The 16,154-nt window shown below is 43.8% G+C and carries 5 protein-coding genes, 6 rRNA genes, 1 pseudogene and 1 riboswitch; of the genes and pseudogenes, 7 read left to right on the forward strand and 5 right to left on the reverse strand.

Annotated features, from left to right (window positions below; genetic code table 11):
• Window positions 1-66: 66 nt before the first annotated feature.
• From NSQ40_RS01510 to NSQ40_RS01525, 4 genes are all read right to left on the reverse strand, one after another.
• Window positions 67-804 (reverse strand): ABC transporter permease, encoded by a 738-nt coding sequence (locus tag NSQ40_RS01510; RefSeq protein ID WP_033795829.1) that lies wholly within the window; start codon window positions 802-804, stop codon window positions 67-69.
• Window positions 797-1,717 carry an ABC transporter ATP-binding protein gene (locus NSQ40_RS01515; RefSeq protein WP_003194575.1) on the reverse strand — a complete coding sequence of 307 codons (921 nt, stop codon included), beginning with the start codon at window positions 1,715-1,717 and terminating at the stop codon, window positions 797-799. Before NSQ40_RS01515 ends, NSQ40_RS01510 begins: the two co-directional genes overlap by 8 nt.
• 63 nt (window positions 1,718-1,780) lie before the next feature.
• On the reverse strand, window positions 1,781-2,824 hold the full coding sequence (locus NSQ40_RS01520; RefSeq protein ID WP_018768088.1) for a sensor histidine kinase: 1,044 nt from the start codon (window positions 2,822-2,824) through the stop codon (window positions 1,781-1,783).
• Window positions 2,814-3,527, reverse strand: a complete 714-nt coding sequence (locus tag NSQ40_RS01525) for a response regulator transcription factor (RefSeq protein WP_003205619.1) — start codon at window positions 3,525-3,527, stop codon at window positions 2,814-2,816. Before NSQ40_RS01525 ends, NSQ40_RS01520 begins: the two co-directional genes overlap by 11 nt.
• A 458-nt stretch (window positions 3,528-3,985) precedes the next feature.
• Between NSQ40_RS01525 and NSQ40_RS01530 the strand changes: the two genes are divergently transcribed.
• The 7 genes from NSQ40_RS01530 (at window position 3,986) to rrf (NSQ40_RS01560) (ending at window position 15,267) form a co-directional block, all read left to right on the forward strand.
• Window positions 3,986-5,537 (forward strand): 16S ribosomal RNA (locus tag NSQ40_RS01530).
• 146 nt (window positions 5,538-5,683) lie between these two features.
• Window positions 5,684-8,605: ribosomal RNA gene (locus NSQ40_RS01535) — 23S ribosomal RNA — on the forward strand.
• A 50-nt stretch (window positions 8,606-8,655) separates the two neighbouring features.
• Window positions 8,656-8,771: ribosomal RNA gene (gene rrf, locus NSQ40_RS01540) — 5S ribosomal RNA — on the forward strand.
• 272 nt (window positions 8,772-9,043) lie between these two features.
• Entirely contained in the window at window positions 9,044-9,982 is a 939-nt protein-coding gene (locus NSQ40_RS01545; RefSeq protein ID WP_170957120.1) for a DMT family transporter, read from the forward strand.
• Window positions 9,983-10,481: 499 nt separating this feature from the next.
• A 16S ribosomal RNA gene (locus NSQ40_RS01550) occupies window positions 10,482-12,033 on the forward strand.
• Between the two features lie 146 nt (window positions 12,034-12,179).
• A 23S ribosomal RNA gene (locus tag NSQ40_RS01555) occupies window positions 12,180-15,101 on the forward strand.
• 50 nt (window positions 15,102-15,151) lie between these two features.
• Window positions 15,152-15,267 (forward strand): 5S ribosomal RNA (gene rrf / locus NSQ40_RS01560).
• The 16S, 23S and 5S rRNA genes sit together here, the layout of an rRNA operon.
• A gap of 21 nt (window positions 15,268-15,288) precedes the next feature.
• Here rrf (NSQ40_RS01560) and NSQ40_RS01565 read toward each other — a convergent pair.
• Window positions 15,289-15,590, reverse strand: a pseudogene (locus NSQ40_RS01565) (hypothetical protein).
• A gap of 394 nt (window positions 15,591-15,984) precedes the next feature.
• Window positions 15,985-16,086: riboswitch (purine riboswitch) on the forward strand.
• Window positions 16,087-16,154 lie beyond the last annotated feature (68 nt).

A 16,154-nucleotide genomic window follows, 5' to 3' on the forward strand; every position in this document is an offset into this window, starting at 1 on the left:
CCTCCTAGTATTTAAATGAAAATGCTGTATATAGAGACATAAAGAGAAAGTTATTATCTTTATAAATTAATGAATATCAATTTTTTTAAAATAGAATATTGTTGCGAGAAAGCCGATAATAGCTGTAGCGGCAATGATGACATAAGAATATTCTGGAGGATATGTTGGTTGCAATTCATTGTTTACTATATCTAGTGCAGCCGTCCAAGGAAACAAATCTTTGTGTTCTGAACTTGTAGTTAGAACATTTACCATTGCTATAACAATTGTTAATATAATAGGCGGAACATAAGTCTTCATGACAAGAGTTAGCAGTACAATAGGGGAAGATAAAATAAAAAGGAATCCACCGCCTATTAAAAATTTCACCAAAAATTGAAAGAGTAATAGGATGCTTAATCCAGGAAAACCTCCTAATAGCCCTAATAGTAAAGTTAGTCCCCATGCAACTATAGTCAGTATCATGATCCAAATAAATAAAAGGATGAATTTACTCATAATAAAATTAAAACGTGATACAGGAATGGTTAATAAGTTTTTTAATGTATTTTCTGTGTATTCACGATTAAAGAGATAAGCGGTAACGACTCCATATAGAAGAACTCCCATAAATAAAATAGTATACATATTAACATTAATAAAAAGGGCATCAAAATTTGCAGGGGAAGCGGATGGTTTTGTTTTCATTTCTATATAAAAAGCTAAAACTATCATAAACGGTGCTACCGCCGCTCCAATAATACTAATTAAGAACATGTTAGAACGTTTTAATTTTAATAATTCTGTGTATAGTAGATTAACCAATTGTTCCACCTCCAACTAATTTGGTGAAGTAATCTTCTAATCTATCTTCGCTCATCATAATTTTTAATACTTCGATATCATTTCGAACGAACGTTCTGTTAATCTGTCCTTGTTGACCGAAATGAGAATAAACGCGAATATTCCCTTCATCATGTACTTCGTAATCAAAAATATGAAATTGTTTTTCTAAAAGCATCGCAGCTTTATTATCATTATTGACTTGGAATTCTAAGTATTTACGGTTTGTTCTTCGAAGTGCATCAAGAGAAGTCTCTTCTAATAACTTCCCTTCATGAATAATCCCCATACGATCTACTAGTTGTTCGACTTCGGCTAAAATATGGCTAGAAATTAATATCGTTATATTTCTTTCTTGTGCCAAAGATTTAATAAGCTTTCGCATTTCTTTAATACCAATTGGATCTAAGCCATTTGTCGGTTCATCTAATATTAATAATTCTGGATAATGGAGTAGAGTTCTCGCTATCCCTAGTCGCTGTTTCATTCCTAATGAATATTTTCCCACTAGCTTTTTCGTTTCATGCTCTAGCCCTACAATTTCTAATGCCTCTTCAATCGCATTCTTTTTATGAACACCGATTATTTTTGCATTAATTAATAGGTTCTCTTTTGCAGTTAAGTTTTCATAGAACCCCGGAACCTCAACGATAGAACCGATTCTCCTTAAAATTTCTTTTTGGTGTTGAAAAAAATCTTCCCCGAATATTTCGATTTTTCCGCTTGTAGGTCTTATTAATCCTAGTAGCATTCGAATTGTAGTCGTTTTACCAGCACCATTTCGCCCGATAAATCCGTAAATCTCTCCTTGGTTTACAGTTATATTTAGAGTATCTACTGATTTTTGTTTGCCATAAATCTTAGTGAGATTTGTTGTCTTTATAATTGCATTCATTTTGAAACACCTGCTTTCCATAAGCTCTTAATTACATGATATAAAGGAGGATTTAACTGCTACTTAATCATTTCTTAACTGTTTCTTAAAAATGGTTTGTTTTGGGATAGAAAATCCAAATGTGGTTCTTTCCCACGGAATACTTTCTACCCATATTTTCCCGCCGTTTTTTTCTACGAGAGCTTTAGCGATAGCGAGTCCTAGACCACTCCCGCCATGAGAATGGTTCCTTGATTGTTCACTTCGGTACATTCTCTCAAATACATTATTTAAATCATGTTTTGAAATTCCAGGTCCTTTATCCCAAATAAGCAGCTGATATTCATTAGTGGTCTCTAAGAGTTTTATTCCTATTATCTTTCCGGATTTTCCGTAATATATAGCATTTTTCATGAGGTTACCTATAACTCGTATAAGGCTAAGATAATCTGCTGTAACGGGACAAGGTGTTTCTGGGATGCTAACTTGTAACTCTAAATCATGTTTTGTTAGTTCAGGTAAAAATTCAATTAAAGATTCTCTAGCAATTTCAGCAAAATTGAGAGGCTCTTCCTTCAATGGAAATTCATCTGCATCTAGCTTGGCCATATTAAATATTTCATCAACTAATTGTTTTAAGTTGCCTGATTTCTTTGAAATAATTTCAAGATATTCTCGTTTCTCTTCTTCTGAAGTAGCAATATCATCTTTTAAAGCATCAACATAGCCAATAATAGAAGTAAGGGGTGTCCGGATATCATGCGAAATACTAGATAGGAGCTGTTTTCTAGATTCATGAGATTTTACAGCTTCAATTTGTACTTTTTCTAGCGCGGTTATTAATTCATTTGTAGAAAAGATTACTTCATCCAATGAATGATCGTTATTTGTATAGAGTCTTGCATGTGTATTTCCCTTGATAGCACGTTTTAATCCGGTAACCATGGATTTTCGATTTTCGATGAAATGAAGTCTTATAAAGAAAAGACTGATTGTCATAATGAAGAGTGCAATAAATAAAGCTAATCTTCCTGTTTCTAATTGATTGTTACTTATATCTATAAATAGGAGTACCGTGATTGCTAAAAGTTGCAATAGAAGAAGATACAGAACTTTATCATTCTTCATGCTTCTCACCTACAAATTTATAACCGATGCCCCAGATGGTTTGGATGAATTTGGGGTTTGAAGGGTCAGCCTCGATTTTCTTTCTAAGCTTTCGAATGTGCACCATAACGGTATTATCATCTTCTATATAATTACTATCCCAAACATTGCGGAAGAGTTGCGTCTTTGTAAAAACTTGTTCAGGATTTGAGGCGAAGAACTTTAATAGTTCAAGTTCTTTTCCAGTTAAAGATATTTCTTTGCCATCTACGTTAACTATGTACTTGTTTACATCAATTGTTAGTCCTTTGAATGTTAAGAGTGTTTTTTCTTGTACGCTAGCGTTACTCCCTAATACTAAAAAACGCCTCATAAGAGCTTTTATTCTAGCAACCACTTCATTAATACTAAAAGGCTTTGTAATATAATCGTCTGCCCCTATGCTTAAGCCTAAAATTTTATCTACTTCTTGATCTTTAGCAGTGAGCATTAATATGGGGATATTTGTTTTATTCCTAAGTCTTCTACATACTTCGATACCATCAACTTTAGGCATCATAAGATCTAGTATGATGAGGTTATATTTATTTTGATTAAATAAGTGAAGAGCTTCTTCACCATTTATAGCGATATCAACTGTATATAATTCTCGTTCTAGATATTTTTTTAATAAATCTCGTATTTCTTTTTCGTCGTCTGCTATAAGTACACGGATATCTTCCATAGTTTCACCTGCTTATAATAGAGTTTTGTATTTTGTTTTCGATAATGAAAAATACAATAGCTATCTCATTATATACTATGAATTGTTAAAATAAGGTTGTAAGTATAGAATCAAATAGAGAAATGCAAATGTATGATAATCTACTAAAGATTTATAGCTGGGAGAAACTAAGTGGAAAGAAGGGGGGAGATCAATGCTACATAAAGAAGAAATAAATCTATCAAAAAAAAATTTGAAAAGCTATTGACGATTACTATATAGAGGTGTATTATTATACGAGTCGCCGATAGCAACAACACAAAACGCGACAAACGAAATAAAAAACTTAGTTGACATTGAAACATGAAAGTGTTAACATAAGGAAGTCGCAAATGAGCGGCAAACAAGTTCTTTGAAAACTGAACGAAACAAACAACGTGAAACGTCAATTTTTATTTTAGATGCTAGACAAACTAACTTTATTGGAGAGTTTGATCCTGGCTCAGGATGAACGCTGGCGGCGTGCCTAATACATGCAAGTCGAGCGAATGGATTAAGAGCTTGCTCTTATGAAGTTAGCGGCGGACGGGTGAGTAACACGTGGGTAACCTGCCCATAAGACTGGGATAACTCCGGGAAACCGGGGCTAATACCGGATAACATTTTGCACCGCATGGTGCGAAATTCAAAGGCGGCTTCGGCTGTCACTTATGGATGGACCCGCGTCGCATTAGCTAGTTGGTGAGGTAACGGCTCACCAAGGCAACGATGCGTAGCCGACCTGAGAGGGTGATCGGCCACACTGGGACTGAGACACGGCCCAGACTCCTACGGGAGGCAGCAGTAGGGAATCTTCCGCAATGGACGAAAGTCTGACGGAGCAACGCCGCGTGAGTGATGAAGGCTTTCGGGTCGTAAAACTCTGTTGTTAGGGAAGAACAAGTGCTAGTTGAATAAGCTGGCACCTTGACGGTACCTAACCAGAAAGCCACGGCTAACTACGTGCCAGCAGCCGCGGTAATACGTAGGTGGCAAGCGTTATCCGGAATTATTGGGCGTAAAGCGCGCGCAGGTGGTTTCTTAAGTCTGATGTGAAAGCCCACGGCTCAACCGTGGAGGGTCATTGGAAACTGGGAGACTTGAGTGCAGAAGAGGAAAGTGGAATTCCATGTGTAGCGGTGAAATGCGTAGAGATATGGAGGAACACCAGTGGCGAAGGCGACTTTCTGGTCTGTAACTGACACTGAGGCGCGAAAGCGTGGGGAGCAAACAGGATTAGATACCCTGGTAGTCCACGCCGTAAACGATGAGTGCTAAGTGTTAGAGGGTTTCCGCCCTTTAGTGCTGAAGTTAACGCATTAAGCACTCCGCCTGGGGAGTACGGCCGCAAGGCTGAAACTCAAAGGAATTGACGGGGGCCCGCACAAGCGGTGGAGCATGTGGTTTAATTCGAAGCAACGCGAAGAACCTTACCAGGTCTTGACATCCTCTGACAACCCTAGAGATAGGGCTTCCCCTTCGGGGGCAGAGTGACAGGTGGTGCATGGTTGTCGTCAGCTCGTGTCGTGAGATGTTGGGTTAAGTCCCGCAACGAGCGCAACCCTTGATCTTAGTTGCCATCATTAAGTTGGGCACTCTAAGGTGACTGCCGGTGACAAACCGGAGGAAGGTGGGGATGACGTCAAATCATCATGCCCCTTATGACCTGGGCTACACACGTGCTACAATGGACGGTACAAAGAGCTGCAAGACCGCGAGGTGGAGCTAATCTCATAAAACCGTTCTCAGTTCGGATTGTAGGCTGCAACTCGCCTACATGAAGCTGGAATCGCTAGTAATCGCGGATCAGCATGCCGCGGTGAATACGTTCCCGGGCCTTGTACACACCGCCCGTCACACCACGAGAGTTTGTAACACCCGAAGTCGGTGGGGTAACCTTTTTGGAGCCAGCCGCCTAAGGTGGGACAGATGATTGGGGTGAAGTCGTAACAAGGTAGCCGTATCGGAAGGTGCGGCTGGATCACCTCCTTTCTATGGAGAATTGATGAACGCTGTTCATCAATATAAGTTTCCGTGTTTCGTTTTGTTCAGTTTTGAGAGAACTATCTCTCAGAAATAAATGTATGTTCTTTGAAAACTAGATAACAGTGTAGCTCATATTTTTTTAATTTTAGTTTGGTTAAGTTAGAAAGGGCGCACGGTGGATGCCTTGACACTAGGAGTCGATGAAGGACGGGACTAACGCCGATATGCTTCGGGGAGCTGTAAGTAAGCTTTGATCCGAAGATTTCCGAATGGGGAAACCCACCATACGTAATGGTATGGTATCCTTACCTGAATACATAGGGTAAGGAAGACAGACCCAGGGAACTGAAACATCTAAGTACCTGGAGGAAGAGAAAGCAAATGCGATTTCCTGAGTAGCGGCGAGCGAAACGGAATCTAGCCCAAACCAAGAGGCTTGCCTCTTGGGGTTGTAGGACATTCTATACGGAGTTACAAAGGAACGAGGTAGACGAAGCAGCCTGGAAAGGCTCGTCACAGAGGGTAACAACCCCGTAGTCGAAACTTCGTTCTCTCTTGAATGTATCCTGAGTACGGCGGAACACGTGAAATTCCGTCGGAATCTGGGAGGACCATCTCCCAAGGCTAAATACTACCTAGTGATCGATAGTGAACCAGTACCGTGAGGGAAAGGTGAAAAGCACCCCGGAAGGGGAGTGAAAGAGATCCTGAAACCGTGTGCCTACAAATAGTCAGAGCCCGTTAATGGGTGATGGCGTGCCTTTTGTAGAATGAACCGGCGAGTTACGATCCCGTGCGAGGTTAAGCTGAAGAGGCGGAGCCGTAGCGAAAGCGAGTCTGAATAGGGCGTTTAGTACGTGGTCGTAGACCCGAAACCAGGTGATCTACCCATGTCCAGGGTGAAGTTCAGGTAACACTGAATGGAGGCCCGAACCCACGCACGTTGAAAAGTGCGGGGATGAGGTGTGGGTAGCGGAGAAATTCCAATCGAACCTGGAGATAGCTGGTTCTCCCCGAAATAGCTTTAGGGCTAGCCTTAAGTGTAAGAGTCTTGGAGGTAGAGCACTGATTGAACTAGGGGTCCTCATCGGATTACCGAATTCAGTCAAACTCCGAATGCCAATGACTTATCCTTAGGAGTCAGACTGCGAGTGATAAGATCCGTAGTCAAGAGGGAAACAGCCCAGATCGCCAGCTAAGGTCCCAAAGTGTGTATTAAGTGGAAAAGGATGTGGAGTTGCTTAGACAACTAGGATGTTGGCTTAGAAGCAGCCACCATTTAAAGAGTGCGTAATAGCTCACTAGTCGAGTGACTCTGCGCCGAAAATGTACCGGGGCTAAATACACCACCGAAGCTGCGAATTGATACCTATGGTATCAGTGGTAGGGGAGCGTTCTAAGGGCAGTGAAGTCAGACCGTAAGGACTGGTGGAGCGCTTAGAAGTGAGAATGCCGGTATGAGTAGCGAAAGACGGGTGAGAATCCCGTCCACCGAATGCCTAAGGTTTCCTGAGGAAGGCTCGTCCGCTCAGGGTTAGTCAGGACCTAAGCCGAGGCCGACAGGCGTAGGCGATGGACAACAGGTTGATATTCCTGTACCACCTCTTTATCGTTTGAGCAATGGAGGGACGCAGAAGGATAGAAGAAGCGTGCGATTGGTTGTGCACGTCCAAGCAGTTAGGCTGATAAGTAGGCAAATCCGCTTATCGTGAAGGCTGAGCTGTGATGGGGAAGCTCCTTATGGAGCGAAGTCTTTGATTCCCCGCTGCCAAGAAAAGCTTCTAGCGAGATAAAAGGTGCCTGTACCGCAAACCGACACAGGTAGGCGAGGAGAGAATCCTAAGGTGTGCGAGAGAACTCTGGTTAAGGAACTCGGCAAAATGACCCCGTAACTTCGGGAGAAGGGGTGCTTTCTTAACGGAAAGCCGCAGTGAATAGGCCCAAGCGACTGTTTAGCAAAAACACAGGTCTCTGCGAAGCCGTAAGGCGAAGTATAGGGGCTGACACCTGCCCGGTGCTGGAAGGTTAAGGAGAGGGGTTAGCGTAAGCGAAGCTCTGAACTGAAGCCCCAGTAAACGGCGGCCGTAACTATAACGGTCCTAAGGTAGCGAAATTCCTTGTCGGGTAAGTTCCGACCCGCACGAAAGGTGTAACGATTTGGGCACTGTCTCAACCAGAGACTCGGTGAAATTATAGTACCTGTGAAGATGCAGGTTACCCGCGACAGGACGGAAAGACCCCGTGGAGCTTTACTGTAGCCTGATATTGAATTTTGGTACAGTTTGTACAGGATAGGCGGGAGCCTTTGAAGCCGGAGCGCTAGCTTCGGTGGAGGCGCTGGTGGGATACCGCCCTGACTGTATTGAAATTCTAACCTACGGGTCTTATCGACCCGGGAGACAGTGTCAGGTGGGCAGTTTGACTGGGGCGGTCGCCTCCTAAAGTGTAACGGAGGCGCCCAAAGGTTCCCTCAGAATGGTTGGAAATCATTCGTAGAGTGCAAAGGCATAAGGGAGCTTGACTGCGAGACCTACAAGTCGAGCAGGGACGAAAGTCGGGCTTAGTGATCCGGTGGTTCCGCATGGAAGGGCCATCGCTCAACGGATAAAAGCTACCCCGGGGATAACAGGCTTATCTCCCCCAAGAGTCCACATCGACGGGGAGGTTTGGCACCTCGATGTCGGCTCATCGCATCCTGGGGCTGTAGTCGGTCCCAAGGGTTGGGCTGTTCGCCCATTAAAGCGGTACGCGAGCTGGGTTCAGAACGTCGTGAGACAGTTCGGTCCCTATCCGTCGTGGGCGTAGGAAATTTGAGAGGAGCTGTCCTTAGTACGAGAGGACCGGGATGGACGCACCGCTGGTGTACCAGTTGTTCTGCCAAGGGCATAGCTGGGTAGCTATGTGCGGAAGGGATAAGTGCTGAAAGCATCTAAGCATGAAGCCCCCCTCAAGATGAGATTTCCCATAGCGTAAGCTAGTAAGATCCCTGAAAGATGATCAGGTTGATAGGTTCGAGGTGGAAGCATGGTGACATGTGGAGCTGACGAATACTAATAGATCGAGGACTTAACCATATAATATGAAGCAAATGTTATCTAGTTTTGAAGGAATATGCCTTCAATAGTTTGGTGATGATGGCAGAGAGGTCACACCCGTTCCCATACCGAACACGGAAGTTAAGCTCTCTAGCGCCGATGGTAGTTGGGACCTTGTCCCTGTGAGAGTAGGACGTCGCCAAGCAACCTTAGACGAGTCAGAATGACTCGTCTTTTTTGTGTTTTTACATACTATTGAAAGTCTTGCTAAATGTCTTGTCGATTCAGAAAACAATACTTAATAAATCAGTTATACTATGGAAGAGAAAATAGACGTTAATGAAACAATATGTATGAAAAGGGTTTAGTGGTTTCCTTACAGCTTATTACTAATTGAAATTACAAATATATTTAACAAGGAAAACCACTAAAAAGATATAATACATAATATATCTTTTTGAATGGGTGTGGGGATTTATGAAAGAGATAAGTATGTTACTAGTAGCGGTTATACTATGGGGAATAGCAATTGCTCCGACAAAATGGGCGCTAGAGTCAATTCAACCATTCACCTTATTGTTTCTTCGTCTTTGCTTTGCTGGTGGGATATGTTTATTGTTTTCTTTTCAGCCGTTACGAAAAAGTATTGTTAATAGGAATGTTCCGTGGAAACGGATAAGCTTATTATCTTTTACTGGCGTGGCAGGATACTTTATGTTTACTTCGTATGGGATTTCTTTAACAAGTGGATTGCATGTTAGTATCATTGATGCCGCTTTACCATTAGTTACAATTATTTTCTCGGCACTGTTTTTAAAAGAAAAGATTCAGTTAAACTATTGGATTGGAATTATATTAGGTTTTATAGGGGTAGTATGTATTACTATTCCATCTGGTAATAATGATCAAAGTGCGTCTCTAATTGGGGATATACTTATTTTATTAAGTACTTTTTTATTTGCTTTCTATACAATATTATTAAAAAGGCCAAAACAAGAAAAGAATCTATCAAATGAAGTATTTACAACATTAACATTAATCATAGGGGCAATGATTCTATTCCCTTTTGCAGTTATCGAAACTTTTTATTATGGTCTACCTCAGATGGACACATGGAAGACAGGGCTTAGTTTTACATACCTTGTTGTTTGTGCAACAATCCTAGCTTATTGGTTTTGGAATAAGGCGCTAGAAAGGGTTTCGGCATCAGTAAGTGGGTTGTATCTAAATGCTTTACCACCTATAAGTATTATTGCTTCGGTTATTCTATTAAATGAATCTTTAACATGGAAGATATTAATAGGAGGATGTCTAGTTTTATTTGGAGTTATATGGGCGGATCAAGATAAGTTGCGTGTTCTAATGAAATCTGTAGATCGACAGACTAAGGAAGATAGAAAGTATAAAATACATTAATGCAAGAACATAAAAAGAGGTGTGTGATTCATCAAATGGCACGCCCTTTTTATAATTGATCTAGGGGAGCGTACAGGATAACTAGGGAAGAAGTGCTTTCTATGAAAATAGGGCTCATTGAGTAAGTGCTCATAATGTGGAGTAGGGAGGAATTGAGTGCTTTTAAGCTCTTCTCTTTTGGAAAGGTTAGGTCTATGGGAAATAGAAAAAGGGAGTATGAATAGAAGGTTAATGATTTGTATTTGCTTATATATATAGAAAAAAACTTTTTATGTAAAAAAACATTGACTATTATTATATAGAGGTGTAGTATTATACGAGTCGCTGATAGCAACAATGCAGAACGCGACAAACGAAATAAAAAACTTAGTTGACATTGAAACATGAAAGTGTTAACATAAGGGAGTCGCAAATGAGCGGCAAACAAGTTCTTTGAAAACTGAACGAAACAAACAACGTGAAACGTCAATTTTTATTTTAGATGCTAGACAAACTAACTTTATTGGAGAGTTTGATCCTGGCTCAGGATGAACGCTGGCGGCGTGCCTAATACATGCAAGTCGAGCGAATGGATTAAGAGCTTGCTCTTATGAAGTTAGCGGCGGACGGGTGAGTAACACGTGGGTAACCTGCCCATAAGACTGGGATAACTCCGGGAAACCGGGGCTAATACCGGATAACATTTTGCACCGCATGGTGCGAAATTCAAAGGCGGCTTCGGCTGTCACTTATGGATGGACCCGCGTCGCATTAGCTAGTTGGTGAGGTAACGGCTCACCAAGGCAACGATGCGTAGCCGACCTGAGAGGGTGATCGGCCACACTGGGACTGAGACACGGCCCAGACTCCTACGGGAGGCAGCAGTAGGGAATCTTCCGCAATGGACGAAAGTCTGACGGAGCAACGCCGCGTGAGTGATGAAGGCTTTCGGGTCGTAAAACTCTGTTGTTAGGGAAGAACAAGTGCTAGTTGAATAAGCTGGCACCTTGACGGTACCTAACCAGAAAGCCACGGCTAACTACGTGCCAGCAGCCGCGGTAATACGTAGGTGGCAAGCGTTATCCGGAATTATTGGGCGTAAAGCGCGCGCAGGTGGTTTCTTAAGTCTGATGTGAAAGCCCACGGCTCAACCGTGGAGGGTCATTGGAAACTGGGAGACTTGAGTGCAGAAGAGGAAAGTGGAATTCCATGTGTAGCGGTGAAATGCGTAGAGATATGGAGGAACACCAGTGGCGAAGGCGACTTTCTGGTCTGTAACTGACACTGAGGCGCGAAAGCGTGGGGAGCAAACAGGATTAGATACCCTGGTAGTCCACGCCGTAAACGATGAGTGCTAAGTGTTAGAGGGTTTCCGCCCTTTAGTGCTGAAGTTAACGCATTAAGCACTCCGCCTGGGGAGTACGGCCGCAAGGCTGAAACTCAAAGGAATTGACGGGGGCCCGCACAAGCGGTGGAGCATGTGGTTTAATTCGAAGCAACGCGAAGAACCTTACCAGGTCTTGACATCCTCTGACAACCCTAGAGATAGGGCTTCCCCTTCGGGGGCAGAGTGACAGGTGGTGCATGGTTGTCGTCAGCTCGTGTCGTGAGATGTTGGGTTAAGTCCCGCAACGAGCGCAACCCTTGATCTTAGTTGCCATCATTAAGTTGGGCACTCTAAGGTGACTGCCGGTGACAAACCGGAGGAAGGTGGGGATGACGTCAAATCATCATGCCCCTTATGACCTGGGCTACACACGTGCTACAATGGACGGTACAAAGAGCTGCAAGACCGCGAGGTGGAGCTAATCTCATAAAACCGTTCTCAGTTCGGATTGTAGGCTGCAACTCGCCTACATGAAGCTGGAATCGCTAGTAATCGCGGATCAGCATGCCGCGGTGAATACGTTCCCGGGCCTTGTACACACCGCCCGTCACACCACGAGAGTTTGTAACACCCGAAGTCGGTGGGGTAACCTTTTTGGAGCCAGCCGCCTAAGGTGGGACAGATGATTGGGGTGAAGTCGTAACAAGGTAGCCGTATCGGAAGGTGCGGCTGGATCACCTCCTTTCTATGGAGAATTGATGAACGCTGTTCATCAATATAAGTTTCCGTGTTTCGTTTTGTTCAGTTTTGAGAGAACTATCTCTCAGAAATAAATGTATGTTCTTTGAAAACTAGATAACAGTGTAGCTCATATTTTTTTAATTTTAGTTTGGTTAAGTTAGAAAGGGCGCACGGTGGATGCCTTGACACTAGGAGTCGATGAAGGACGGGACTAACGCCGATATGCTTCGGGGAGCTGTAAGTAAGCTTTGATCCGAAGATTTCCGAATGGGGAAACCCACCATACGTAATGGTATGGTATCCTTACCTGAATACATAGGGTAAGGAAGACAGACCCAGGGAACTGAAACATCTAAGTACCTGGAGGAAGAGAAAGCAAATGCGATTTCCTGAGTAGCGGCGAGCGAAACGGAATCTAGCCCAAACCAAGAGGCTTGCCTCTTGGGGTTGTAGGACATTCTATACGGAGTTACAAAGGAACGAGGTAGACGAAGCAGCCTGGAAAGGCTCGTCACAGAGGGTAACAACCCCGTAGTCGAAACTTCGTTCTCTCTTGAATGTATCCTGAGTACGGCGGAACACGTGAAATTCCGTCGGAATCTGGGAGGACCATCTCCCAAGGCTAAATACTACCTAGTGATCGATAGTGAACCAGTACCGTGAGGGAAAGGTGAAAAGCACCCCGGAAGGGGAGTGAAAGAGATCCTGAAACCGTGTGCCTACAAATAGTCAGAGCCCGTTAATGGGTGATGGCGTGCCTTTTGTAGAATGAACCGGCGAGTTACGATCCCGTGCGAGGTTAAGCTGAAGAGGCGGAGCCGTAGCGAAAGCGAGTCTGAATAGGGCGTTTAGTACGTGGTCGTAGACCCGAAACCAGGTGATCTACCCATGTCCAGGGTGAAGTTCAGGTAACACTGAATGGAGGCCCGAACCCACGCACGTTGAAAAGTGCGGGGATGAGGTGTGGGTAGCGGAGAAATTCCAATCGAACCTGGAGATAGCTGGTTCTCCCCGAAATAGCTTTAGGGCTAGCCTTAAGTGTAAGAGTCTTGGAGGTAGAGCACTGATTGAACTAGGGGTCCTCATCGGATTACCGAATTCAGTCAAACTCCGAATGCCAATGACTTATCCTTAGGAGTCAGACTGCGAGTGATAAGATCCGTAGTCAAGAGGGAAACAGCCCAGATCGCCAGCTAAGGTCCCAAAGTGTGTATTAAGTGGAAAAGGATGTGGAGTTGCTTAGACAACTAGGATGTTGGCTTAGAAGCAGCCACCATTTAAAGAGTGCGTAATAGCTCACTAGTCGAGTGACTCTGCGCCGAAAATGTACCGGGGCTAAATACACCACCGAAGCTGCGAATTGATACCTATGGTATCAGTGGTAGGGGAGCGTTCTAAGGGCAGTGAAGTCAGACCGTAAGGACTGGTGGAGCGCTTAGAAGTGAGAATGCCGGTATGAGTAGCGAAAGACGGGTGAGAATCCCGTCCACCGAATGCCTAAGGTTTCCTGAGGAAGGCTCGTCCGCTCAGGGTTAGTCAGGACCTAAGCCGAGGCCGACAGGCGTAGGCGATGGACAACAGGTTGATATTCCTGTACCACCTCTTTATCGTTTGAGCAATGGAGGGACGCAGAAGGATAGAAGAAGCGTGCGATTGGTTGTGCACGTCCAAGCAGTTAGGCTGATAAGTAGGCAAATCCGCTTATCGTGAAGGCTGAGCTGTGATGGGGAAGCTCCTTATGGAGCGAAGTCTTTGATTCCCCGCTGCCAAGAAAAGCTTCTAGCGAGATAAAAGGTGCCTGTACCGCAAACCGACACAGGTAGGCGAGGAGAGAATCCTAAGGTGTGCGAGAGAACTCTGGTTAAGGAACTCGGCAAAATGACCCCGTAACTTCGGGAGAAGGGGTGCTTTCTTAACGGAAAGCCGCAGTGAATAGGCCCAAGCGACTGTTTAGCAAAAACACAGGTCTCTGCGAAGCCGTAAGGCGAAGTATAGGGGCTGACACCTGCCCGGTGCTGGAAGGTTAAGGAGAGGGGTTAGCGTAAGCGAAGCTCTGAACTGAAGCCCCAGTAAACGGCGGCCGTAACTATAACGGTCCTAAGGTAGCGAAATTCCTTGTCGGGTAAGTTCCGACCCGCACGAAAGGTGTAACGATTTGGGCACTGTCTCAACCAGAGACTCGGTGAAATTATAGTACCTGTGAAGATGCAGGTTACCCGCGACAGGACGGAAAGACCCCGTGGAGCTTTACTGTAGCCTGATATTGAATTTTGGTACAGTTTGTACAGGATAGGCGGGAGCCTTTGAAGCCGGAGCGCTAGCTTCGGTGGAGGCGCTGGTGGGATACCGCCCTGACTGTATTGAAATTCTAACCTACGGGTCTTATCGACCCGGGAGACAGTGTCAGGTGGGCAGTTTGACTGGGGCGGTCGCCTCCTAAAGTGTAACGGAGGCGCCCAAAGGTTCCCTCAGAATGGTTGGAAATCATTCGTAGAGTGCAAAGGCATAAGGGAGCTTGACTGCGAGACCTACAAGTCGAGCAGGGACGAAAGTCGGGCTTAGTGATCCGGTGGTTCCGCATGGAAGGGCCATCGCTCAACGGATAAAAGCTACCCCGGGGATAACAGGCTTATCTCCCCCAAGAGTCCACATCGACGGGGAGGTTTGGCACCTCGATGTCGGCTCATCGCATCCTGGGGCTGTAGTCGGTCCCAAGGGTTGGGCTGTTCGCCCATTAAAGCGGTACGCGAGCTGGGTTCAGAACGTCGTGAGACAGTTCGGTCCCTATCCGTCGTGGGCGTAGGAAATTTGAGAGGAGCTGTCCTTAGTACGAGAGGACCGGGATGGACGCACCGCTGGTGTACCAGTTGTTCTGCCAAGGGCATAGCTGGGTAGCTATGTGCGGAAGGGATAAGTGCTGAAAGCATCTAAGCATGAAGCCCCCCTCAAGATGAGATTTCCCATAGCGTAAGCTAGTAAGATCCCTGAAAGATGATCAGGTTGATAGGTTCGAGGTGGAAGCATGGTGACATGTGGAGCTGACGAATACTAATAGATCGAGGACTTAACCATATAATATGAAGCAAATGTTATCTAGTTTTGAAGGAATATGCCTTCAATAGTTTGGTGATGATGGCAGAGAGGTCACACCCGTTCCCATACCGAACACGGAAGTTAAGCTCTCTAGCGCCGATGGTAGTTGGGACCTTGTCCCTGTGAGAGTAGGACGTCGCCAAGCAAAAACCTAAGTCGTTTCGACTTAGGTTTTTTTGTATACATTTTTAGCATTGCCAAATGTAGTAATCCATAAATTTAGTAATGCTAAAAAAGAAAAAAAACAAAGAAGAGGCTGTTTAAAATAATAGCGATTTGTTTTGGTTTTCCAGGTTTTCCGAACGAACCTAGAATAGTTCCGATAATGGGACTAATTATTTCTACAAGCAGTATAGGTTTGAAGTAATGATAGTAGAAAAAGTAAGATGTTATAAAGGAAGATTCAATAATTGCACCAGTTACTGCGATGAAAAAAAATAAATATGACCATATATTAAGGTTCTGCATAATTAATCCACCTATAAATTAGTGTGAACTTATAGTAATAGTATCATGAGCTTCACTTAAATATACAAAAAATGATATTACTTGAACCTTAATTTGATTACTTCTTCTTATGCTAAGGTTATACATGGTATGAATTTGAAAATAAATAACTGTTATTGTGATAAATTTAGAAAATGAAATTCAATTAAATCCTGGTTAAGGTATTTTATCGCTACACGGCTAGATCTTCATATGATTGCATCTTATACGCCTATCCTAATTCCCTTTCCCACTTGCATATATTTTCACTTCTTCTTTTGAATATAACTAAAACACGAACGATATCAATAACTAATAAAAAAACATTCGATTATTTGTTGACATGGCTTATGAAATGTTGTTAATATATCCATAGAAACAATATTATATCGCACCTCATATAATCGCGGGGCTATGGCCTGCAAGTCTCTACCTAACGACCGTTATTCGTTAGACTATGGGGGAAAGTCACTCGGTATTTTTCTATTCACAAGGGATACGTATGCCTGAGTAGAGCGCTTTCTCTCATAGTAAAAGAGAAACTGT

Source organism: Bacillus sp. FSL K6-6038 (assembly GCF_038050455.1).
Taxonomy (GTDB): Bacteria; Bacillota; Bacilli; order Bacillales; family Bacillaceae_G; genus Bacillus_A; species Bacillus_A pseudomycoides.

Coding starts and splice junctions, on each gene's coding strand:
- NSQ40_RS01520 (WP_018768088.1), bottom strand. CDS start 2,824: ATGAAGAATGATAAAGTTCTGTATCTTCTTCTATTGCAACTTTTAGCA.
- NSQ40_RS01515 (WP_003194575.1), bottom strand. CDS start 1,717: ATGAATGCAATTATAAAGACAACAAATCTCACTAAGATTTATGGCAAA.
- NSQ40_RS01525 (WP_003205619.1), bottom strand. CDS start 3,527: ATGGAAGATATCCGTGTACTTATAGCAGACGACGAAAAAGAAATACGA.
- NSQ40_RS01545 (WP_170957120.1), top strand. CDS start 9,044: ATGAAAGAGATAAGTATGTTACTAGTAGCGGTTATACTATGGGGAATA.